This is a genomic window from Microcoleus sp. S36a_B3, from assembly GCF_036700745.1.
In the GTDB taxonomy this organism is placed as follows: Bacteria; Cyanobacteriota; Cyanobacteriia; order Cyanobacteriales; family Microcoleaceae; genus Microcoleus.
This window is the reverse complement of record NZ_JAUBPN010000021.1, coordinates 80,277-103,985: the sequence shown is the minus strand read 5'-3', so window position 1 is coordinate 103,985 and position 23,709 is coordinate 80,277. Positions and strand designations below refer to the sequence as shown.

General features: G+C 45.6%; 19 protein-coding genes. 10 read left to right on the top strand and 9 right to left on the bottom strand.

Annotated features, from left to right (window positions below; translation table 11 throughout):
* Positions 1-56: 56 nt before the first annotated feature.
* Complete coding sequence (locus tag QUA01_RS20670) at positions 57-596, bottom strand: hypothetical protein (protein WP_333092303.1); 540 nt, start codon at positions 594-596, stop codon at positions 57-59.
* A gap of 1,192 nt (positions 597-1,788) precedes the next feature.
* Between QUA01_RS20670 and QUA01_RS20665 the strand changes: the two genes are divergently transcribed.
* Positions 1,789-4,563 (top strand): DUF3536 domain-containing protein, encoded by a 2,775-nt coding sequence (locus QUA01_RS20665; protein ID WP_333092304.1) that lies wholly within the window; start codon positions 1,789-1,791, stop codon positions 4,561-4,563.
* A gap of 283 nt (positions 4,564-4,846) precedes the next feature.
* A complete protein-coding gene (locus tag QUA01_RS20660; RefSeq protein ID WP_194010886.1) occupies positions 4,847-5,080 on the top strand; it encodes a ferredoxin-thioredoxin reductase variable chain in 234 nt (77 codons plus the stop codon).
* A 258-nt stretch (positions 5,081-5,338) separates the two neighbouring features.
* Here QUA01_RS20660 and QUA01_RS20655 read toward each other — a convergent pair whose 3' ends face one another.
* From QUA01_RS20655 to QUA01_RS20640, 4 genes are all read right to left on the bottom strand, one after another.
* Complete coding sequence (locus tag QUA01_RS20655; protein ID WP_333092305.1) at positions 5,339-5,572, bottom strand: hypothetical protein; 234 nt, start codon at positions 5,570-5,572, stop codon at positions 5,339-5,341.
* Between the two features lie 256 nt (positions 5,573-5,828).
* Positions 5,829-6,623: a YdcF family protein gene (locus QUA01_RS20650; RefSeq protein WP_333092306.1), complete on the bottom strand. Its 795-nt coding sequence runs from the start codon at positions 6,621-6,623 to the stop codon at positions 5,829-5,831.
* 142 nt (positions 6,624-6,765) lie between these two features.
* Positions 6,766-7,092 (bottom strand): hypothetical protein, encoded by a 327-nt coding sequence (locus QUA01_RS20645; protein WP_194070975.1) that lies wholly within the window; start codon positions 7,090-7,092, stop codon positions 6,766-6,768.
* Between the two features lie 87 nt (positions 7,093-7,179).
* On the bottom strand, positions 7,180-8,739 hold the full coding sequence (locus tag QUA01_RS20640; RefSeq protein ID WP_333092307.1) for a bifunctional aminoglycoside phosphotransferase/ATP-binding protein: 1,560 nt from the start codon (positions 8,737-8,739) through the stop codon (positions 7,180-7,182).
* 191 nt (positions 8,740-8,930) lie between these two features.
* Between QUA01_RS20640 and QUA01_RS20635 the strand changes: the two genes are divergently transcribed.
* From QUA01_RS20635 to QUA01_RS20620, 4 genes are all read left to right on the top strand, one after another.
* A complete protein-coding gene (locus QUA01_RS20635; protein WP_333092308.1) occupies positions 8,931-9,944 on the top strand; it encodes an adenosine kinase in 1,014 nt (337 codons plus the stop codon).
* Positions 9,945-10,115: 171 nt separating this feature from the next.
* Entirely contained in the window at positions 10,116-10,766 is a 651-nt protein-coding gene (locus QUA01_RS20630) for a Uma2 family endonuclease (protein WP_333092309.1), read from the top strand.
* A gap of 115 nt (positions 10,767-10,881) precedes the next feature.
* Positions 10,882-11,202, top strand: coding sequence for a DUF433 domain-containing protein (locus tag QUA01_RS20625; RefSeq protein WP_333092310.1), 321 nt, complete (start codon positions 10,882-10,884; stop codon positions 11,200-11,202).
* Positions 11,195-11,530, top strand: coding sequence for a DUF5615 family PIN-like protein (locus tag QUA01_RS20620; RefSeq protein ID WP_333092311.1), 336 nt, complete (start codon positions 11,195-11,197; stop codon positions 11,528-11,530). Before QUA01_RS20625 ends, QUA01_RS20620 begins: the two co-directional genes overlap by 8 nt.
* 368 nt (positions 11,531-11,898) lie before the next feature.
* Here the strand turns inward: QUA01_RS20620 and QUA01_RS20615 are convergent, their stop codons facing one another.
* Positions 11,899-14,796, bottom strand: coding sequence for a DUF4347 domain-containing protein (locus tag QUA01_RS20615; RefSeq protein WP_333092312.1), 2,898 nt, complete (start codon positions 14,794-14,796; stop codon positions 11,899-11,901).
* 727 nt (positions 14,797-15,523) lie between these two features.
* Here QUA01_RS20615 and QUA01_RS20610 point away from each other — a divergent pair.
* A complete protein-coding gene (locus QUA01_RS20610; protein ID WP_333092313.1) occupies positions 15,524-15,790 on the top strand; it encodes a hypothetical protein in 267 nt (88 codons plus the stop codon).
* Positions 15,791-15,897: 107 nt separating this feature from the next.
* On the opposite strand, the gene QUA01_RS20605 is transcribed toward QUA01_RS20610, so the two are convergent.
* Positions 15,898-16,878 carry an ABC transporter ATP-binding protein gene (locus QUA01_RS20605; RefSeq protein WP_442921575.1) on the bottom strand — a complete coding sequence of 327 codons (981 nt, stop codon included), beginning with the start codon at positions 16,876-16,878 and terminating at the stop codon, positions 15,898-15,900.
* Between the two features lie 38 nt (positions 16,879-16,916).
* Here QUA01_RS20605 and QUA01_RS20600 point away from each other — a divergent pair, with 38 nt between their 5' ends.
* Both QUA01_RS20600 and QUA01_RS20595 read left to right on the top strand, forming a co-directional pair.
* Positions 16,917-17,084 (top strand): hypothetical protein, encoded by a 168-nt coding sequence (locus QUA01_RS20600; protein ID WP_333092314.1) that lies wholly within the window; start codon positions 16,917-16,919, stop codon positions 17,082-17,084.
* Positions 17,085-17,150: 66 nt separating this feature from the next.
* Positions 17,151-17,360, top strand: coding sequence for a hypothetical protein (locus QUA01_RS20595; RefSeq protein WP_333092315.1), 210 nt, complete (start codon positions 17,151-17,153; stop codon positions 17,358-17,360).
* A 113-nt stretch (positions 17,361-17,473) separates the two neighbouring features.
* Here QUA01_RS20595 and QUA01_RS20590 read toward each other — a convergent pair whose 3' ends face one another.
* Positions 17,474-18,403 (bottom strand): phosphoribulokinase, encoded by a 930-nt coding sequence (locus QUA01_RS20590; RefSeq protein ID WP_333092316.1) that lies wholly within the window; start codon positions 18,401-18,403, stop codon positions 17,474-17,476.
* Between the two features lie 742 nt (positions 18,404-19,145).
* Entirely contained in the window at positions 19,146-20,777 is a 1,632-nt protein-coding gene (locus tag QUA01_RS20585; protein ID WP_333092317.1) for a YcjF family protein, read from the bottom strand.
* A gap of 939 nt (positions 20,778-21,716) precedes the next feature.
* Here QUA01_RS20585 and QUA01_RS20580 point away from each other — a divergent pair.
* Entirely contained in the window at positions 21,717-23,537 is a 1,821-nt protein-coding gene (locus QUA01_RS20580; RefSeq protein ID WP_333092318.1) for a sensor histidine kinase, read from the top strand.
* Positions 23,538-23,709: the final 172 nt, after the last annotated feature.

The following is a 23,709-nucleotide window of genomic DNA, read 5'->3' as shown; positions in this document are numbered from 1 at the left end:
AATTTAAATCTGCATCCCGTACAGCATTCCAGAATTTTAAGCGACAATAATAACCATCAGCTACCAAGTAACGGACATAATCTGGCAACAAAGAACGAGTTTTTTTTTAAATGTTGAGCATAGTCATCGACTCTTGTTATTTCAGGCGTTAAGCTTAATAACTTCTGTTTTTTGCCAAGTTTTTTTGAATTATTTTTGACTTTAGCAGTTAGGGAATTTTTCGGTAGTTCTGTGGTCGGACGCAAGGGCGTTTGTTGTACACTTAGGCGATAAGATAAATGAGTTTCAACTTCGACCACAGAAATTACAGAAATTTCTAATCCCTCTTCAGATCTGCCAGCTACACCATTATAAAAACTAGCTTTGCCTTCAGTTTTTTTGCCACTTTTAGGGATAAAAGAACAATCGATAACGGCAATAAGTGTTCGCTGATGATCTAAGGCTTTATTGAGAAATAATTTATTAAATGCGGGAAAATCAAAGCTTTTGAAAAAGTGGCGACGATAGGTTTTTTCACTCAAACAGCTATAATGACTCAGATTGGTAAAATTAACCTTGCCATAAACAAGCAATATGGTGGAAAATAAAATCACCATAAACTTCTTTTGAGGCAAGACTCAATACCTGGCATTTGTTGTAAAATAGATTCAAGAATATTCATGAGGCAGTTTTTTAAGTTCGTGTGTTTTTTGAGCTTAACCTAAAAATTGCCTTTTTTTTGATTTTTGATTCAGATTCCAATAACTTTTGTAGCTCGGCGAGCCTCGCGTCCCTCTTCCAAAACTGTCCGAAGTATTGTTAAAGAATCCTAAAAATTTTCATTTTCTGATTGAGGCGTTCAATGACGATACGTTGGGTGGTCATAGTACGACTTCCAGAGGTAGAAATTTTGGTCAACAATCGGGGAATTTATGGATAAGCATTTGAGGGGATCGATGATGAATGGATAAATTTTCTGCAAATCAACGTCATCAGCGGAGTGCGACTTTCTCGAAAGTATTTGCGATTAATGCTGATTAAGAATTGGGGGCCGATTATTGTCATTTCCAGCGAACTCGGTAGTCAAGATTCCAGTAGAAATGATTCACTACGGAAGCTAGGGATTGTTATTCTGCCGGGGCCGAAGCCGATCTGGTACAATTTGAAGGGTTTTGCATCCAGGGTATTTCAGAAGTCTGCATCAAGTCGAGGCGAGATTTGAAAATTTCAATGCACACGATCGCATCAAGGCTATCTGTTGACTTCGATAAGTTACTGGTGGCGGGTGCACAGGAACATTTCACCAATAAACTCAATCAACCATTTTGCTACAGACACAGTACAGCAATCCGGTGCAGCACATCCCCCAGCCAAAGCGTTCCCTGGTGAAGAGTTTCGCCATTAGATTAAATTTACCCGCACAATTGCCATCCCTGGCTCGATCGCCAAAGATAAAATTTTTCCGGGGAAAACTTGCTATTTAATGAATAAGACTTTAAAATCCAGCAATGTAAATCAAAATCTCAACAAGCAGCCCCTGCAAGCACAAACCCGAAATGAGTGGAAAGTGCCAAAAAGCTGGAAAAATTACCTTTTTTAACTCTTTCAACAGCAAAGCACAGAAAAACCCAGGGATCGACGCTCTGCATCTTGGAACGAATGCTTTGCTCGCAATACTACAAATGTATCAAATAATTGTCTGCCCAAACTCAGCCGCAACTGATGCCTAGCCCAAACGCTTGCTGCGTAAGGTTTCAGTTACTAATGAGGCTGATTTTATTGTCATTAACTACTTGAGGATTCGATCGCATGGTTTCGATTTCTACAACTCAGTCCGACGCGATCCCAGTGTCTGCGCCAGGGGTAACGGCCCCAACCCAAAGCAGCACGGCGACAGCAACAGGAGTGTGCGTGACGGTTCACGGTCACTTTTACCAACCGCCCCGAGAAAACCCTTACCTGGATGCGATCGAACGCCAAGCCAGCGCCGAACCCTCCCACGACTGGAACGAACGCATCGATCGCGAGTGCTACCGCCCCAACGCCTTTGCGCGCATACTCAACGACCGAGGAGAAGTCGCAGGGATCGTCAACAACTACGAATATCTCAGCTTCAACATCGGCCCGACGTTGATGAGTTGGCTGGAACGCTACGATTCGGAAGTTTACCAGCGGATTCTGGAAGCCGATCGCAAAAGCTGTCAGCGCCTGTCCGGTCACGGTAACGCGATCGCCCAAGTATACAATCACATCATCATGCCACTGGCGAACGAGCGAGACAAATATACCCAAATTCGCTGGGGAATCGCAGATTTTCGATCCAGATTCGATCGCGATCCCGAAGGAATGTGGCTCGCCGAAACCGCCGTAGACTACGCCACCCTCGAAGCTTTAGTGGCCCAAGGCATCCGCTTCATTGTCTTAGCCCCCTCCCAAGCCGAACGCTGCCGCCCGCTAATCGGGCAAAACCAAGCAGCAGGGGCAGAAGCTGATGGCGAATGGCACGAAGTAGGCGGCGGTCAAATCGATCCGACTCGTCCCTACCGCTGCTATTTAAAGCCGGAAATACGGTTGATGGCTGACCTCCAACTTTCGCCGCTGAGTTCTCACTCCTTGGGCCGCAGAGACGGCCAGCCTTCGGCAGCCCCAACGCCCAACAGTCCCTACATCGATATCTTTTTCTACGACGGCCCGATCTCGCGGGATATGGGCTTCAATGACGTTCTCAGCAGCAGCAACCACTTGGCGGGGCGCTTGGGCCAAGCAGTGCGGGGAGACCACCGACCGGCCCAATTAATCTCCGTGGCGACAGACGGCGAAACTTTCGGCCATCACAAAAACAGTACCGAAAAATGCCTCGCCTACGCCTTCACAGAAGAGTTTCCCCAGCGCGGCTGGACAGTGACGAATTTTGCTCATTACTTAAGTCAAAATCCGAGCACTTGGGAAGTGGAACTCAAACCGGTGACGGCTTGGAGTTGCTCTCACGGGGTCGATCGCTGGCAAGATGATTGTGGCTGCGGTGGCGGTGGCGGGTGGCATCTCCTGTGGCGCAGGCCTTTGCGGGATACTTTAAATTGGCTGCGCGATCGATTGATTCCGATTTATGAGGAAGCGGGGCGCAAGCTGTTTCGCGATCCGTGGAAGGCCAGAGATGAATATATTGATGTGATTCGCGATCGATCGCCGGCTAACGTTGAGAGTTTCCTCGATCGCCATCAACTTCGCGAACTTGATGCAGCCGAACAGGTGGACGCGCTACGGTTGCTGGAAATGCAGCGCCACACTTTGTTAATGTTTACTAGCTGCGGCTGGTTTTTTGAGGAAATATCTCGCCCCGAAGGCGTGCAAATTTTGCGCTACGCGGCCCGGGCGCTGGAATTGGCGGGGGAAGTTACGGGCGTACAGCTAGAACAGGATTTTATCGATCGGCTGGCCCTGATTCCTAGCAACGTTGACTGTTTCAAAACAGGGGCCGAAGTTTACCGCCAACAGGTAACAACTGCCCAAGTTAGCCTCAGACAAGTAGCAGCCCACTACGCCATTAGTTCTCTGTTTGCCAAATATCCCCGCCAACAGCGAGTTTACTGCTATCAGGCCCAGCAAGAAGATTTCCAAATTCAGCGCATGGGCTCGATGACTCTGGCTGTGGGTCAATTGCAGTTAACCTCGGAAATTACGAGGGAAACAGAGGTTTTTGTGTTTGCTGCGTTCCACCTCGGGGGCTGGGACTTCCACTGCTGCATTCAGCCTTTTGGCAGCCGCCGGTCTTACACGATGCTGAAAGACCGGTTGTTTGGAGTTCTGCAAGAAGCTTCGGCGGCCCACGCGATTCTGGAAATGGTGCGGTTGTTTGGGGATCAGTCGTTTAGCTTGCGGGATTTGTTCGCTGAGGAACGCCACCGGATCGTGCAGTTGCTGAGTCAGGAAAATTTGACTCGCTTGGATCAGCTTTACACTCAGGTTTACCGGGAAAATTACGGGGTGATGATGGCTTTCCACCGCGACGAGTTGCCGGTGCCGGTAGAGTTGCAGGTGGCTGCTGAGGTGGCTTTGGGACACCGCTGTTTGACGGCGGCGAAGGCTTTGGAACTGGAAACCGAGGACGCGGAGTCGCTGTTGGCGGAAATTGAGGCGATCGCCACTGAAGCCGGCCACCTCCGCTGTCGGTTGAAGGTTCCCGAAGTTAAGGAAATTTTGGAAAAGCTGGTTTGGCGCACTCTTGACGCGCTGCTGCAAGCTGCAACGGGCGATCGGGAACGCTCCCCTGTTGAGCTAGAACTTGAGATCGGCACGATCGACCGTTTGATTGCTGTGGGCGATCGGCTGAGTTTGGGTTTGTGTTTGGACAAATCGCAAGAACTGTATTTCGATTCTCTCTACAGTCAAATAGTGCCTCTGTGTTTGGGCTGCCTGCAACGGCAAGCTGTGGCACAGGAGGAAAACAAGGTGGATGTCGTTGCCTTGGATATCGCCCGTTCAGACGGCGGCTGGGAGCTGTCTTCGATTCGGCAGTTGCTGGAGTTGGGTCAAACTCTGGCGGTTGATGTTGAGTGTTGGTTGAACCAGTTAATACCTTTTTAGATTTGAGATTGGGGCATTGCAGATTGAAGAATTGGCAACGATCCCCGCCAACAATGGTATTAAATGCCGATCGGGCGACAGGGCTTCAATCCAGAGTCGATCGGCACTGAAGCCGTCCTCGGTTCGCGACTGGCGATCGAAGTACCCACAGACAACCGCTAACTTTATTTAAGTTTTCGCTCTAGTTGTGTGGGAAGATAAAAAGACTGTACCCAAACCGTACAGGTGTTCTGCACTTGCACGGTTTGTAGAGTTTTGTAGAGAGAACACTAATTTTAAATTTATGAAAGTTGGCGATCGCGTTTGCGTTAAAAACTCTGTTGTTGTCTACCACCACCCTCAAAATCGCAGTCAACCATTTGAGATTAAGGGTATGGAAGGAGAAGTCGTGGCGATCGTTCACGAATGGCACGGCAGACCAGTCAGTGCCAATTGGCCTGTTTTAGTTCAGTTTGACAAAAAATTTCGAGCTCACTTCAAAGAAGATGAAGTCGAATTAATATCTTCGGAAGTCTAGCACTCTCAAAAACAGCGCCGGAGCCCAAAGGCAATCTCATACCATTTTAGATTTTAGATTGTAAATTTTAGATTGGGAATGACTGATGAGATAAGGGTTTGGAGATATTCTAAAGCTGCATTGCTGTTGGCAACTAATATCCAATCCGATAATATAACCATAAGAGAATTTGTAGTGAAGACTTCTGTTGTTTCTCTGGCTTTTAGTCAGTCGGCAGGACTAAAGTCCTTACTGCAAACCCTCTTTTTTGTTGCATTCTTAATTTTGCGATCGTCGGCGACAGAACCAACCGAAAATGTTAAAATCTCCCTGCATTTTCTGCAATTCCTGCTGATGCTGCTTGGCTGTAGCGTAGTACCACTGACAGTGACGTTCGAGTTCTTCGCGGTACTTAATTTCGGCGTAAAACTCGCGAACAATTTGCTTCTGTTGGAAAATTTCGGCTGCTGGGGTCGATTCTGGGACAACGTTTTGCAACTCGTGGGGCAACATGATTGTTTGGGGGCGACTGTGGCAAATATTGGCTGTAATGACTTTAAGCTAACACAATAAATCAGAGAATTGTGAGATTTTAGATTTTATACCAATTATTCAAACTCATCTAATAGTCCCAAACAATCTTAAAATTATCTGCGTTGCATCTGTGTTGCATCTGCCTCAATCGGCGGTTTCCCTATCAATTAAATTATCAATTGCATTACTTTAAATTATTCAATCTAAAATCAAAAATTTCAGATCTAAAATTCTGTTAAAGCCATCCGCGCAGGCGATAAACAATTAAGCCGATGTATTCTTTCAAAGCTTTATTAGACTGATTTAGATAATAGGTATCTGGCAATAAATCCAGTGCGACTGCTTGCCAGCTATTTTGAGATTCTGCGATATTCTGCTGCGTTATCTGAAAGTCTGTTGGTGCCGCAATTACTTTTATTCCCAGACGCTGAAAAATTAAGAGCGATCGAGTCATGTGCATCGCCGATGTCACTAGCAAAACCGACCCTTTTATGCCTTTATCATCTAAGATTTGCCGCACGTTGACGGCATTTTGATAAGTGTTGTGCGAATCGGGGTCTTGCAGAATTGCTGATGACGGTACGCCCATTGTTTGAGCAATTTCTGCCATGTCTGCCGATTCTGGAGAACCCCCGCCTTTCCAGTCTACTCTACCGCCGCTGAGCACTAACAGGGGAGCTTTGCCTTGACGGTAAAGTCGGGAAGCGTAGATAATTCGATCGCCCGCTTCCCCCAATTCTACCCAAGGGCGGGGAGGTAAAGCTGCTTTGACACCGCCGCCCAAGACGATTATCGCGGATGCTTGGGGGAGTTCGGCGGTGGGTAAATTTTGCCATTCGAGCGATCGAACTAAGGATTTTGACACCCAACCGCTACTTCCGAGCAGTAAAATAATTAGTGCCCCAGCCATTAGCGGTGCTGCCCATTTGGGACGCTTCCAAAGCGCGATTAAAGCCGCCATCATTAACAAGCAACTCAACCCCAAAGGATAAATAAACAGCGGCAGCAACTTAGATAAAAATACAAACATTCAACAAATAATTAAAAGCGCTTCATAGTCTGTCTTTGGATCAAGCGTGACAAATGTTAATTCATACTCAACTTTAGCAACGCCGAATTTTGAACGCTTTAACTTAAAGCTCAAAACTCAATACTAAAAACTTTTTTATGTGCTAGCGGCGGTCTTCTGTTTTCGACAGCCAATCAAACAGTGAAGTAGCTTCGCGCCGGGAGCTTTTGATATATCTATTGCCGCCCGTTTCCACTACTTCTTTATTGAGTATAGCGTCCGAGGTTTTATCCTTAGAACCTGTATTGGGGTTGAGTAGTAATTCGTTGTGCCACCAAGCGACAGTTAAACCTGCTGCTACCCCGCCGAGGACACCAAGGCCGAGACTCACCGGCAGGGTACATCCGACTAAGCGAAACCCAACGGTAAATAACACAAACCATATCAGCGCGGGGCTAAACCCTTTGGAGTCTCCGGTAAATTTTGGCATGAGCTGCAAGTTGTGTTTGTAATAGTACAGAAAGATATTGACAATATTAGCAGATAGGTAAGATTGGCAAGGGCGATCGCGCTGCAACTACTCCCCACAAATCAAGTTTAATTGTACCTCTAAATCTTGCGCGGTATCTATAATGTTTACAGAAATTTGCTCAATTTCTGTAAAAGCTTCTGCTTCTGCTTGCTGCGAGCTCAATAGTTCTGCTGTCGCGTCGGCAATATCGCCCCGGCGCTGTTGCAGCCGTTCTCGCAATACAGCAATTGGTGCGGTGCAGTAAATGATTTGCCAGGACAAGCCGTGGGATTGAGCCAGATTAATCGCATCGCTTCTCAATTTTTGGCGATCGAACTTAGCATCTAAAATCACATTCCAACCTCGGTCGGCCAGAATTATCCCCAACTCTAACAATCTACCATAAGTCTGCGCCGTCATTTCATCCGAATACAAATCTTGCCCGCCGCGTTCATTTAAAGAAATTCCGCCTAAATGTTTGCGAACAGCATCGGAACGAATCTGAATTGCCCCAGTGCGGTGAGCCAAATATCGAGCCACCGTACTCTTCCCAGAACCAGACAAACCAGACATCAAAGTTAACTTTCCCCGACGCGGTTTTGTGTATTGCCAAGCCTGTTTATAGTAATTAGCTGCTGTCTGTGAAATCTCGGCTTTTTGGGCAGTTGAAACCGAGGCATCGTCCAACATTAACGAAGTGACTTTTGCTCTGACATAAGCTTGACGGCTTAAATACAGCGGCAGCACTTGCAGTCCTTCCCAATCGCCTGTTTGTTCGATGTAAGTATTGAGAAAAACATTGCCTAAATCTCTGCGCCCCCGCGATTCCAAATCCATCACCGTAAAAGCGACATCGTACATCACGTCAACAAAACGAAAAGGCTCGTTAAATTCAATGCAGTCGAACAGCAATATTTTATCTTGCCACAATGCTATATTTCGCAAGTGCAAATCTCCGTGACACTCGCGAATTTTATTGTTGGCAATCCGCCGCTCGAATAATTCTGGATTTTTCGCAAAAAACGCATCAGTATAATCTTTAGTCTCTTGATATTGAGTCTGAGTCTGCGGCCCGCCGATATATTTTTGGGAAATCAGATAGTTGTTATCTATTGCTGTGCGAATCTGACTGACTTCGCCAAATGTGCGAATGTAGCTATTAGTAATTGCCGTGCTGTGAAACTTGGCAACTTCCCGCCCTAACTCTGCCATAAGTTGTTCGGTCAACTGTCCGCGCTCCAACAAACTGAGAAACAGCGAATTTTGAGGAAATTCCCGCATTTTCAGCGCGTATTCTACAGCCACTTCTGCCGGAGTTATCTCCGCTGAATCGCTTACAAATTTAAACAAATCGCCCCTTTGAACAATTGACAAAACTTCGAGATAAATTTCCGGTGCTGTGCGCCGGTTCATCAGCAATTCTTGGGTGCAAAAATGCTGTCTTTTCTCTAAAGTGGAATAGTCCATAAAGCCAAAGTTGACTGGCTTTTTGATTTTGTAAGTATAATCTCCGGTTAGCAAAACAAAGGAAGCATGAGTTTGAATTAGCTGCACCGGTTCTGTGACACTGTGCGGGTAAAACCCCGGCTGCAACATTTGCTGAATCAGAGGTGGGAGGTAAGACATATCGATTTTAAATTTTAGATTTTAGATTGTGGATTTTAGATCTTAGATTTTAGATTGTGGATTAGAAATTTGTGATTTGTGGATTGTGGGTTTAATTTTTTGGATTTATGATTTTTAATTTTGAATTTTGGATGTTGACTTTTATCCGATTTATTATAGAGTTGATAGTTAGTGTAAACCAAAAAGTAACAATGACAGAAAATAATCAAAATTCCGGTTCTGTGGATGTGTTTGGCGTGGGCAATGCCCTTGTAGACATCTTAGCATTGGTGGAAGATGAATTTGTCCTCAAGCACGGGCTGAATCGCGGTGGGATGACGCTGATGGATTCGGCAACGCAGGGGGGGATTTTGCACGATTTGGAGCAGGTTTCGCTGCAAATGCGATCGGGGGGTTCTGCGGCAAATACGATGATTGGTTTGGCTCAGAGCGGCGGTAAAGGCTATTATTCTGGGAAGGTTGCTAAGGATACTAACGGGGAATTTTACCGGCAAGATTTGCTGGAGGCGGGGATTGATTTTAATGTGCATCCTGCTGAGTCTAACGGGCCTACGGGTACTTGTGTCGTGTTGACTACGCCGGATGCGGAACGCACTCTGTGTACGAATTTGGGGGTTTCTACTACTCTGGCGGCGACTGATATTGATGTCGATCGCCTGTCTCACTGCAAGTACAGTTATGTTGAGGGTTATCTTTGGGATGCTCCCGATCCGAGAAAGGCTAGTATTGAGACGATGGAACAGTCTAAGCGTCTGGGCGTGAAGGTAGCTTTTACTTTTTCGGATGGCTTTTTGGTCGATCGATTTTCCGATGATTTTCACAAGGTGGTTTCGGAATATTGCGATGTGATTTTTTGCAATGCTGATGAAGTTCGTAGCTTTTTTAAGGAGGAATCTTTAGAAGAATGCGCCCGGAAGATGAGCGAAATTTCGGATTTGGCTTTGATCACAAATGGGGACAAAGGCTGCATGGTGGTGGAAAATAAACAGATTGTGGATGTGGCTGGATTTCCCGTAAAGGCGATCGATACTGTGGGTGCTGGTGATGCTTTTGCCGGCGGTGTTTTGTTTGGGCTTACTAATGGTTTGAGTGCTACAAAAGCGGCTCGTTGGGGCAATTATTTGGCTTCTCTGGTGGTGCAGATTCACGGCCCTCGGCTGGAGGGTTCTCAGGCTCATTTGCTGAATCAGGTGATTTCTGGTTAGTAATTGAAAATGGGCGATCGCACTTTTTGTCGTTAAGGGCGATCGCACTTTTTGTCGTCAAGGGCGATCGCACTTTTTAGCAACCGCAGATGAAGGCAGATGAACGGGGATGAACCCAGATGTTAGAAGATTATGCTAAAATCAATCAAAATTTAACTAATCGTACCTCCTATGGTAACAACCACATTGACTCCTCCTCAGCAAAGTAGCGAGGAAAAATTAATTACTTTGACAGGCATTAAATGGCAAACATTTAAAGCGATAATGTCTGATGTCGGCGACGGTAGAGCGTGGAGAATTGCTTATGCTGAAGGGGTTTTAGAAATCAGAATGCCACTCACAGAACATGAAGAACCCAAGGGAATGATTGAAAGCTTTGTGGAAGCTTTCGCAGACGCACTAGATATCGAGGTAAGAAAGCTCGGTGCTCTTACTTTGGAACGGGAAGATTTAACTCGTGCGATTGAACCGGATAGCTGCTTTTACGTTCAAAATGAATCTGTAGTTAGAGGTAAAAGTATCGATTTGCAGGTAGATCCGCCACCGGATTTAGTAGTAGAATCAGACTACACGAGTTCTTCTTTGAATAAGTTTTCAATCTATGCTGCTCTGGGCGTGCCTGAAATTTGGAGATATCGCAACCAATGTCTTGTAGTTTATCAATTGGTTGAGGGGAATTACGAAGAGAGGGAGAACAGTTTGGCTTTTCCGTTTTTGCCGATCGCAGAAATTCCGGGTTTGATAGAGCAAAGTAAAAGTATTGGACAAAGGGCGGCGGTGCGTTTGTTTCGGGAAAGAGTTAGGGAAATATTGGCGCAGTGATGGTGGTTATTTCTTAACCGCAGGTGAATGCGGATGGATGAAAGGGCACACTTCGTCTGTTTTTGCTAAAATTAAATATCTTTAAATATTATCAATTAGGAGCCTTTGACGCTTTATGTCTAAGCAATCAGTCATCACAAAGTATATTGAAATTACACCGGGAGTGCTTGGTGGTAAACCACGCATTGCAGGTCATCGAATTTCTGTAGCACATATCGCCCAAATGTATCTTAATATGGGAGAGTCGATCGAAGAAATCGCTAGGGACTATAATTTGTCGCCGGCTTCGGTTCATGCGGCCATGACTTACTATTACGATAATCGAGGAGAAATTGACCGCCGCACTGCTGAATCAGATGCTTTTGTTGAAGAGTTGAAGCGTCAGAACCCACCTTCTCGTTTGCAGGAAAAGCTGAGGGAAATTAGATGTGAGTGAACGCATCCGCTTTCATTTAGATGAGAATGTTAAATCGGCTGTGGCGCGAGAGTTGCGTAGACGATTAATTGATGTTACAACCACTATTGAGGCGGGATTGCTTGCTCAGACTGATGAATCGCAGTTAGCATTTATCTGCGAACAAAAGCGGGTGATTATGACTCACGATGATGATTTTTTAACGATTGCTAGTCTTAGCAGCGAGCATCCAGGTATTGCTTATTGTAAGCAAGGGACTCGTTCGATCGGACAAATCATTGAAGCTCTGGTTTTGATTTATGAAGTGTACACGCCTGACGAAATGGTTGGGCGTGTTGAGTTTTTGTGAGAAATGGCAAAGGGCGATCGCTCTTTTTGTCGTAAAGGGCGATCGCTCTTTTTAGCAACTGCAGATAAACGCAATGGATCGGGATAGATAAAAACGCGATTTATCTGTATTATGACTTACGCATAGGGCCCAGAAACCGGGTTTTTGCGAAAACAATTCGCCGAAGCCCAAAGATTCGGTAAAAACCCGGTTTCTTAGTCGGATCGCACAAGTCCTGCAATACTTATTCTTATGTTGGCTAGTTGTTGAATAGACATCATACCGTTATGGGTCCGACCACCAATTACCCATGTAGGATAGCTAGAAACCCCAGCCCTGGCTGCCGAACCCAATTGCACAGATGCCTCGATCCAGTCCGTGCGATCGATCTAGACTTTGAAGAAAACGCTAGCATTCAGGGCATCTTGAGCTACCCCAGAGACTATACCCAAATAATTATCACCCGCTTTGATAGCCGTAGAAGCCACAGGTGCCGCGCCGTCAAGCTGCAAATTCACACGCTCAAAAGTCAGAGCAGAAAATGTGAGTCCTTCGCTCAAACCAATTGAATCTCCAGGGCGGAAGTCCGCAATCACATCTGTTTGATTAATCGGAGTTGAATCTTCATCTACGGCTAAGAAGAAAGCATCATTGCCATCACCGCCTGTGAGAATGTCTTGGCCGCGATCGCCTATGAGTATATCGTCGCCAGCACCGCCATTGAGAGTATCATTTCCCTTGCCGCCCCGTATAACATCATTGCCATCTCCTCCTATTAGGCTGTCATTGTCATTATTGCCGCTGAGAAAGTCGTTACCAGCACCGCCATCAATGCTATCAGAGCCTTTTCCGCCCAACAAAATGTCATTACCACCCAGTCCGTTAAGTGTATCAGCACCTTGATTACCACTGAAGATTTCATCGTTATTCGTACCTGTTAAAGAGTCATTTCCCGATAGGGCTACGATTCCTTTGCCCATCGCCTCTGGCGGTATAACAGTATCAGCATTGTCTGTGAAGAAGTAAAATCCAGGCCCGCTAAGATTTTGTGGCAGTCCCGTCGGTTCGCCGCCGTCTGTGGCATTAGGTTTGGGTGAAAAGATGGATACTAACGGTGCAGGTGTCGGTGTTGGAGTTGGAGTTGTTGGAGTCGGAGCTGTTGGAGTTGGAGTCGGAGTCGGAGTTGTTGGAGTTGGAGTTGTTGGTGTCGGAGTTGGAGTTGGAGTTGGTGTCGGAGTTGGTGTTCCCGTTGGAGTTGGAATTGGAGTTGGAGTTGGAGTTGGAATTGGAATTGGCGTTGGAGTTGGTGTTCCCGTTGGAGTTGGAGTTGGAGTTGGAGTTGGCGTTGGTGTCGGAGTTGGCGTTGGAGTTGGAGTTGGAGTTGGAATTGGAATTGGCGTTGGAGTCGGAGTCGGAGTTGGCGTTGGAGTCGGAGTCGGAGTTGGCGTTGGTGTCGGAGTTGGCGTTGGTGTTGGAGTTGGCGTTGGAGTCGGCGTTGGCGTTGGAGTTGCCGTTGATGATCCTACACTGATGTCAACCTTGCTGCTATTGTTGGTGGCATCAGGGTCATTGTTGTCCGAAGTAACCGCGACGTTGTTAGAGATAGTTTTTCCGGTACTACCAGAATTTACTGTGGCTTTGAGGCTAAGGGTCGCAGTGCCATTAACAGCTAAGTTGGTTAAGTTCCAGATACCAGTAGTAGGGTCGTAAGTGCCTTGGCTGGGGGTATTTCCTGTGAGGGTGAGGTCTGTTGGCAACAAGCTCGTCAGCTTGACGTTACTAGCATTGCCACCCAAAGTAACACTATTGAAAGTGTGAAGGGGAGAGTTTTTAGCGGTGACGGTATAGGTGACGGTATCTCCTTCTTTCGGTGTGGCATTGTCTACAGTCACATTCACCCCTAACTCAGCGTTCAATTTCCAACCCAAATCTTGAAGTACCCCAAGGCCAATTGGACCGGGAGTATGGACGGCTTCTCCTGGACGTCTTGCAGGTATCATCAAGGTATTGGGGTCCCCGAATGGATAAATAGAATCTTCTAAGTGCTTAAAATCAAGATCGATAGAGGATGCGGTAAGTCGGGGGCGGTTGCCACCATTGGCTGCGATCGCATTTGCACCCCCAAAGAAACCATTGCCGTTAGTTAATTGAGCGCCTAACGCAATAGAAGGGGATGGATAAGTAGGGTAAAGACGCTCGCCAGCAATATTCTCCCTGAAAGTATCCATGATGTTGGGAGTACCGTTTAGGTACCTTCCTTGGTTGGAAGTATCCAAAAAAGAAGTTTCAATAAACCCCAGTGCGTGACCGAGTTCGTGCAAGGCAACTGTGGAAAAATCGAACTGTGTAGATACTGGTTTAGCATCAGTACCAAAATACCAGTCGGTTAAGCTATTCATCTGCACTTCAACGTCTGGATTTGTCGCACCATTAACGTCCTTGCTAGCTAACTGATTTGCCAGCGGGAACGGATATCTGATATTTGGTAACGGAGCACCAGTAAAGTTTTGAGCATCCGTCGAAGAGGTGTTACCAAGAGTTCCTGAACCTGAACCCAAGGATGATGACCAAGTAGCCTTAACTTCTACGTCTGCTTTTGATGTGTCAACTAGCCGATTCCAGATATTAACTGCGTAATCAAACGCATTTTTTGCTTGTGCAGGAAATAGTGCATCGTAAGTGACTTTAATCGCCAAAATTCCTTGGTAAGCCTCTTGCACCTGTGGTCCAAACGCCAAAGATGCCTCCATCGCACCAGTTGTATACCCCAATTCCCAGTCGCCGCCTTTCTGAGCACTACCAGTCAGACTCGTAGAAGCTGCCACATTAGCCCCTGTTAGCTGACTCAACCGCTGTGCGAAAGCAGCACCCAAATCTCCCTTTGCTACGTTGCAGCCATACAGAAGAATCTCAGCATTACTTGTCAGCCCCTTTGCCCATTCCTTTACCCACATCACAAAGTCGCAATTTCGGGAGGGGGAAAGAGACACTACACCCCGGTTTTTTTCGTTTATGATATTGCTTGGAGTGGAATCGCTCAATGTATCCAAAGTCAACACCGTATTGCCAAGTTGCAGAGAACCGACAGCGCCGTGGGATACAACGTGAACTGCACAGAAGTTACCGCCCCGCAGTTTTTGAGCAATTTGTTCTACCCCGTTGCGGTTAGAATCCAGCAGGATTACTTCTGTTCCAGGGGTAACGCCGTCAACTAGAGTCTTCCAATTAGGGACAGCAGTATCGATAAATGCGATCGCTTTTGGAGTTTCAGAGATTTTGTGTGACATGATCTACCTTTAGCTATTTGGAAAATGGGAAATTATGGGCTTGCTACTTTTTCAGTTGCTTTAATTGAGCTTAAAATTGTTTAGATTAAACTCAGTAATTTTGCAGCAAAAAAGCTTGCTTGAAGAAACTTTTTTTTGCATCTAACTATTACTTGGGTGAACATAGCGACTCTAAATCAGTTTGGCAAAAGCATCATACTTTTTGAAGTCAGGAGAATTAAAAAGTTGATACTTGAAGAAAATCTCCACCAATTGTTTAACTGAAGCAAAACTCTTAGAGCAGTAAAATCAACGCCTAATAAAGTTTTTAACTTGTAGCCAAATTCCGTCAACAGGATTTCTCGCTATACCTAATCTTTGAGGGTTTTGAGGATCAGTGGTGCTCAAACTTCCATCAATCGTCGGCCCTAAGCTAATATTCGTCATAATCCCATCTCCTCAAAAATATAGTTGCGTCAAAACCAGCAAAGCCCGCCTAGCAAGCTTTCCTAAATATCTATCAGGGCCTTCCTCTGCTTTTTATGCAGAGCGCCCTATTTTGTTACAAAACTTTACATTTCTCCCAAGAGCAGATAAGCTGTATGCCCGATCGCCCGCCAGATGCACCGTCACCAGATGCACCGTCACCAGATGCACCGTCCAACCTAGCTGACAGCCAGAGAAATCATTTCACAATCCTCGACAATCCTTAATCTGTACCGCCCACAACCAAGCTTATAATTATTATATGAGTATTCCCCTGAAACCAGAATCGGAATGGCAAGATATCGAGGATATTCAGCCCTTAATCAGAGCGCACTATCATGCCTCTCAAGCACAAGATTTAGATGCAGCAAATGCGATTATTTCTGAAGTATATGAGTATTTGCGGCAGTGGAATTGTGCAGAGTTGGTGTGTGCAAATCTACAGTTGCCCTTGTTAAAGGAAGTAAAAAATATTAGCCTTTCAGAGGCGGGCAAGATGCCCAACCCCTACTCCCCACAAGAAAATTAAACTCTTGTGGAACGGGCATATTGCCCGTTTTCTTAGTCCGCGAAGGCGGACTTTGTATGTGTAGCCGCGGTTTCAACCGCCCGGTTTCACCCGCCAATTTATCAACTTCAACTGCTTGAATAAATGCCTCTTTCTTGCAGTTGCTGCATAAAAAACTCTTCCAAAGAAGGCTTAGCCAAATTCATCCCAATTAGCTGCCCTCCCGTCGCGCTCAGACTAGAAATAAACTCCTTCGGCTCGCCCTGCAAATGCCCGTACCACAAATCATTATCAACTTCCATATCCGGTATCCATTTTTTGAGGATATTCAAGTGGCCGCCCCTACCTTCAACCCGGTAAGTTTTAGTATTTCCCAGAAGTTCGTCGATCGCACCAATGCAGATTAACTCACCGCGAGCCAAAATTGCCACCCGATCGCAAATCTTCTCCACATCCGACAGTACGTGTGAATTAAAAAAAATCGTTTTTCCTTGATTTTTTAGCGATAAAATTATCTCCCGCATCTGATAGCGCCCCATCGGATCTAAACCAGACATCGGCTCATCCAAAAATACCACATCTGGATTGTTAATCAAAGCTTGAGCCATGCCGATCCGTTGCAGCATTCCCTTAGAATACTGGCGCAACTGTTTTTTGATTGCCGCCGATTGAGATAGCCCAACTAAGTCCAACAAATGCGGAATTCGCTGCCGCTGAATCGAGCGGGGAATTTCAAACAAGCCCGCCGCAAATTGCAAGAATTCCCAGCCCGTGAGATAATCGTAAAAGTAGGGATTTTCTGGCAAATAGCCGACGCGCCGCTTCACGTTGCGATCGCCCAAAGGCCTCCCCAACAGCAGCCCCCTGCCAGAAGTCGGCCGCACTATCCCCAGCAAAGCCTTCAGCAGCGTAGTTTTCCCCGCTCCATTCTGCCCTAACAACCCGAAAGTTTCCCCCTCAGAGACAGTCAGAGTGCAACTTTTGAGCGATTCTATTTTTTCGTTCATCCAGAAGCCGGTACGGTAGAACTTCCCCAGATTAAATATTTCCACCACTGGGGTAGCTCCGGGCATCTCGGTGGAAGTTGGCGCATCTATAAGAGGTTCCATTTTCGTCATCTAAATAAGCAGTATCTGATTATATTCTATTGCATTACAGAGAGTCATCAGTCATCACGAAGAAGGAAGAAGGAAGAAGGAAGAAGGCAGAAGGAAGAAGGCAGAAGGCAGAAGGCAGAAGGCAGAAGGCAGAAGGAAGAAGGAAGAAGAAGGCACACACAACAAGCTTTTTAATAGCCCGTATTTTATTGAATTAGGTGGATTTACTGAATTGCTCTTTTTAATGTTAAACTAATACTACCTGCCATTGATTTTTACTGAATATGGAACGTTCAAAAATTATTGCTATTATCACCGGCGTGATTTCTATAGTCTTAGCAGTTGCCTACCTGCTACTCGTTACCCTCCTCGACTTCCGAGGCGAAATGTTACCCGCACCTCAAAGTCAATTGCCATTCTCAATGCAGCTTCAGCAATTAGCGACTTTTAATCTGAATTTGTTAGTACATGAGTCATTAGTTAGTTGGCAGTAGTTAGTTGGCAGTAGTTAGTTGGCAGTAGTTAGTGGTAATTGGTAATTCGGAATTAGAACTAACTAGCAAAAAAATAACAACTAACAAATAACAACTAACCAACCACCAACTAACTAATACAAATGGATTGCTTTCATCATGTGATATGAAACTAGCAACTGCGTCAAAGCTAGCGGGTAACTTTGCAGAACTTCACCAGTTGTCCCGATTAGTTTGCCAATTTCCGGGTTGCCTTGGGCGCTGCAAAAACCCCGCAGGTGCGGCATTTCGTTGCACAAAATCTTTTCCAGTTCGTTTACTTGTTCGTTAGTAGCGTGGGAGTCTACTTCCAACACGTCAACCGGTTTGCCCATATCGCGATCGAGTCCCAAACGAATGGCAGGTTTAAAGCTATCGCTACCTTGAGCTAAAATTTCAGTAAAATCCGGGTGAGGAATTGTCGGTCTGAGCACTAAACGGACATTCAAATTTACTGCGTTGTCCTCTTCGGGTAGGTAAAAACTAACTACAACATCGGCAAACTTACGCTGGGGACGAATAAAATCTTCTGAATCATTTTCCCGCTTTTGCATTTCTGCAAGCACCTGTTCTTCAGTATAACCGCGCTTCATAGTATCGCGCTTAACTTTCCACTGAGTTCGCAACTCTTCTGGGGGAGCGAGATACACTTTTACATCGTAAGCATCGCGGATTGCACGAGTTGAGTAACCAAGCAAACCTTCAACTATTACAAATTTATTGGGCTGGATGTATTCCGGCGGATCGAATGTACCTGAGTCGTGGTTGTAAATAGGTTTAAGAATTGCTTGTCCGGTACGCAACAGGCCCAGGTGCTGCTGCATGATGTCTAGATAATTGCAGTCAGGATGCAGTGCTGTAATCCCGATTTCTGCCCGCTGCTTTCTGTCGTACCTATGATAGTCGTCCGTGCAAATTATCGTGACATTTTCTGGCCCCAATACTTGGGCAATTCCCCGTGTCAGGGTGGTTTTTCCCGCTGCGCTGTCTCCGACAATACCGAGAATGATTGGTCGATCGCTCATTGTTTTTACTCCGACGGACAATAGCAAATTTTTTATCAACCTTAAATCTTATCAAAATTCGGTTCGATCCGATCGCTAATTGCACAGTTTGACTTGAACCCCCCGGATTCTCCCCAACGTGTAAAATTATTGTAAAATTTCTTAATAAAATGCGGCACCAGAGACTCCCAGAACATCTGATTAAAAAATCACGTTGATTTCTCAATCTCCCGCGAGGTCGATCGCACTTTTGAATCTGGCTACAGTCAAAAATTAGGGGAAAATACCGCTGTCAACTGTCCCCCTCGTCTTTGAGTGTAGTACAAATTGCAGCAGCCGTCGGAATGGTGGGTGCTTTTTAGTTTTAAAACTGGCCGCTAGCAGTGCATCAACTTGCCGATAAATCTACGCGGAGGGCGATCAAATTTTCCCGAAATATAAAGTTTTAACCAAAGCTTTCCCCGTACATTAAAAATTAGGATAAATTTAAATAGACGGTGTACTCCCGCCCTCAGAAATTAATTATCTTTGCTCTTTTTGACCTGCTGCAATCAAATGTTTTCGTGAATAAACCCGATTTCGACGCACCAGGGCATAAATTCTAAATTCAAACAAATCTTAAGTTAAATTAATACTGCATTATAGATCGGACTCGCATTCCGCACGCGGGATCTAATTCTGTCGCGTGGTGGGGGCGGGTTGATGTAGATTGTTTGTCTGAATCAAAGATTGTTGGTGAACCCGCCCCTGCAGGATTTACGTTTTACCAGTCATCTTGGCGCTTGTTGCTGTTGGTTTCCCAATCGTCGCCTTGCTGCTTATACAATAGTTCTGGTTCCACTTCTGCTGGCATTTCTAATTCTGGTTCCGGTTCTGGTTGCTGATAAATATTGAGAGGTTCGACGACGCGGGCGATCGCATCTTTGACAAATGCTTTGACAAACTCGTCTTTGCGGTTTAACTGAAACTGCCTTTGCACAACTTCGGCGATGCCGCCGTCGCCCCAATCTTGGTCGTGTCGGAAATATTCAATAAAACTTTTGCCGGCTATTCTGGTTAAATAAGCGGCGCTGACTGCTTGAATTGCTTTGCCGAGCACAAACCCAGCTACGCTTAATTGCAGCGCCCTTGAAACTACTTGAATTACGCCTTCTACTATTCCCAAACTTGCTAGAGTTTTTGCCAGAGACAATGCCAATTCTTTGGCGCGATCGATATTTAATTCGCAGCCGTAAATCTTGGCAATTTCTACTACCATTTGAGCGTTAACTGCTGCTGTCGCTAACAAATCCACAACCGGCAAAGGCGTGACGGCAATTACTCCGGCTCCGATCCACTGAAATCGCTCTACTACTTTATCAGCGGCGCGCCGTCTTTGAGCGTCAATTAACTTGCGCGCTTGGTCTCCCAAGTGCTGAGATTGCAACAAAATATTGTCGGCAATTAAGTCTTCGCCTTCGGCTCGCAAAATTGCTGCGATGCGCCGAATTAATGGCATCATATCCGGGTCTGGTTGAAATATTGTGCCGCTTTCTAGTACAACTTTTTGCGGGTTGGCGCTAATAGCAACTACATCCATTGCTGATACAAAACCTTTGACTCGCAGCCGCAGTCGATCGAGAATTTCGTCTCTGTCGCTGTCGGGATAAAGGTCAACTTTATTAAAAACCACGATCGACCTTTTGCCAATTTCTGCCAAAGTCCGCAGCGGTTCGTACTCAGATTTACGCAAATCGCCGTCCAAAACAAATAAGATCAAATCGGCCCGGGCCGCCAACTGACGCGCCAATTCCTCTCTGTAAGTCCCCGCAACTCCCGCTTCCAAGATGCCTGGGGTATCAGTAATTGCTAATTCGCGATCGATTCCTTTCAATGAAAGAGTGTAAGTTTCTCCAACTTCCGTAGTTCCCATCGGCGCGCCCACCTCTCCCGCCATCCGCCCCACCAACGCATTGACAGCCGAAGTTTTCCCCGCAGAACCGGTGCCGAAAACCACGATCCGAACATTGCCGCGTGCCATGTTAGCTTCAATTTCGCGGGCTCTCAACAGCAAAGCTTGCCGCGCTACTTCATCTTGAATGCGATCGACTTGCTGCCTAATTGCTTGAAGATTTTCCGAAGCAGCCTCACTTTTGACCACAGGAACCTTCGGATTAATCGCCCGTTTTCCCTTAACTTTTCCCGGACGTTGCAGCAGCTTAAAATAATAAAACAGCGCAAAAATTAGCGTTCCCAAAAGTATAATTATTAGGAAAATCAGCAAATTAGCCAGCAACGGAGAAGCAGACAGCGCAACTTGACTGTAAAGCCCTGTCAAGGAACTTATCAGGCCAATAATCAGCCCCAGGGTGAGGCAGAAAGCAGCAATTAAGGTTAACAGGCGCGGCAAAGGCATGAGGGGGCGGCAAATAAAAGGGTTATACTTTGATTCTTACATTGTGATGATAATTCGGAACCGATCGAGTGCCCGATCGCACTGCTTAGTCTGCAAATCCCGATTGTGCTTGTGCTGTCAGCAGAATGCAAGCGGGTTTGAGTGCTAGCGGAGTGCAGGCGGACAAATGCGCGCCTAAAGCTGCAATTGTAGCGGATGCAGGCTGTTTCTTGGTGCGTTCACCCGCCCGAACACCTAATGATTTAATCTGTGATTTATTCGATAGCCCCTCAAGCCACACTTCTTTATCAAAAAAATAAATATCGCATTGAGTTACGTAGAAACACGGTTTCTTAACGAAATACCACTTCCATTCTTTGAATCCAACTGATCGAGTCCGCGATCCAAACCTTACCAAATTAGTCAATCGATTTTAAATTGTAGATTTTAGATTTAGTGGAAAGATGAGTCTGGGAACTTTAACTTTGGGCTCTCCACGATTCATGTCTGGGGCTTATAGCGGTTATCAAAAAAGTGAGGTATGCCCTATGCTCTATGCCCTATGCTGCATAGTACCTCATAGGAGAGCACAGAAAAGCTATATCTCCGTTTTTAGCCCTGGTTATTCCCAATTATTCTAAAATATAAAATAGTATAAGTGCGTCCTAGAAGCTCTGACAACGGAAACCCGAAACCAGGTTTCTCGGGAGCATCTGGGTTTTGCAAAAAGCATTTTTTTTATTATAGTGCGAGCGGGGACGCTCGCGAGTAACAATACGCCAGCGGGGACGCTCGCACGCTCAAATACAAAACTTAAACGATCCCGGTTTCTCAGACAGGGTAAGAGCGTCCTCATTAACAAAAATTATCACATTAATTATCGATGCCCTACTTTCTAATGATCCGCGAATTAAGTTAGACTTAATTCTCAGTGCGTGAATTATTCACAGGTTCGCATCTATGCAGCTCAAACATCACAAACAGGCTTCACAAGAACTTCCTACATCTTTCCAGTATAAAATCAAACAGAGCCACCTACTAAAGCTTAATTATTTTGCTCACATAGCCCGCTCCTTCGGAAACCTCAGTATTAGCGACAAAATCAGCCGCGGCTACGCATTGGCTCTTTGTGTTGCGATTGGGGGTACGACTATCGGGATGCTGGCGGGGAATCATTACTATCGCAGAACTAACAATCAACTACACATCGATCGAGAAAGTCAGCTTTTAAATAAGTTGCAGGTGGCTTTGCTGCGGACGCAAAACAGCCAACAGCGATTGATTTACGGGATAGAAAAGCCCGAAATTTTTGACAGCAAATACCAACAGCTACAAAATAATATCTACATTTTGAAGTTGTCGCTATCTGAAGTTAAAAATCAGAAAGAGATGGAACAGGCAGCAGGCTTACAGGCTTTTATAAAAAGTTATAATTCGCTTATTTCAAATTACATTCAGCAGCTAGAAACAGTTAACGTTCAAATTAGTAAAATGCCAAATTCGCTAGCTCAAACAAGTGTGAAACGCAAGTTGCTGTTGAATTTAGAGCGAAATAAAATTGGGTTGAAATTAGAGAAAGCGACTAATGATTTAGGAGTAATTATCGATCGCGCCCAAGAGCAAGAAGATGCAGCACGGGAAGCCCTGCTGCGAGCGCAGGTGCTGCGGGTGCAAATAATTTTTGGTAGCATGGCACTGTCGATCGTAATTGCAGCACTGCTGGCGAGCTTTACCAGTAGGGCGATCGCCAAACCCCTCGCCGCTGTCACCAAAATAGCGCAGCGAGTCACGGAAGAATCTAATTTTCAGTTGCAAGTACCAGTTACCAGCACCGATGAAGTGGGAGTATTAGCCGCTTCGTTCAACCAACTGATTCAGAAAGTAAATAACTTGCTAGAAGAATTGAAATCTGAGCAAGAAATTCATATCCTTCAAAATGAGAAAATGGCAACTTTGGGGAGGATGCTAGCCGGTGTTGCTCACGAAGTTAACAACCCAATCAATTTTATCTATGCCAACATCGATCCGGCAAAAACTTACGTTGAAGATATTTTAGATTTGCTCAAAACTTACGAAACAGAAATACCCAACCCGCCTGCTGCAGTCACCGCCACAGCAGAAGCCATAGACCTCGATTTTATCCAAGAAGATTTGATGAAAATATTTAACTCAATGCAAGTGGGTGCTGAAAGAGCCAAAGCCATTATCTTGAGTTTGAAAGATTTTTCTCGCCTCGACGATACAGCGCCTCAGCCAGTCGATTTACACGCCTGCATAGATAGCAGTTTGCTGATTCTCAACAGCCGGGTCAAACAGGGCGTTGAAGTGGTGCGAAATTACGGGGAGATTCCCAAAGTTGAAGGCTACATGGGTTTGCTTTACCAGGTGTTTGTCAACCTGATCAGCAATGCACTAGATGCTGTGGAAGAAAAAGCAAAAGTTGAAAAAATTAGCTATGAAGAGGCGAAAAAACAATCTAATTTTGAGTCAAAGCAAGCAGAAACATCTAGTTTTTCGCCGAAAATTTCAATCACTACAGAATACTTGGACGACGACTCTGTGGTAGTGCGAATTTCCGATAACGGTACGGGGATACCTGCGGCCAGTCAAGAAAGAATGTTTGAAACGTTCTTTACGACTAAACCGAGGGGTGTAGGTACTGGTTTGGGATTGGCAATCGGCCGCGAAATTATTGTCAAGAAACACGGCGGGACGATTAACTGTTGGTCGGAGGTGGGAAGGGGGACGGAATTTGCGATCGCCCTACCGATCAAACATTAGTAGTCAGTAGTCATTAGTCAATAGTCAGTAGTCAGTAGTCAGTAGTCAGTAGTCAGTTGGTAGGGGCGGTGGATGGTGCGTGCCCGCCCTCTTAGTAGTCATTAGTCAGCAGTCATACCAAATCAGAGTTTGCCACCCCCTTTATCTTCTGACTCTTCTGTTTCCTCTTCTC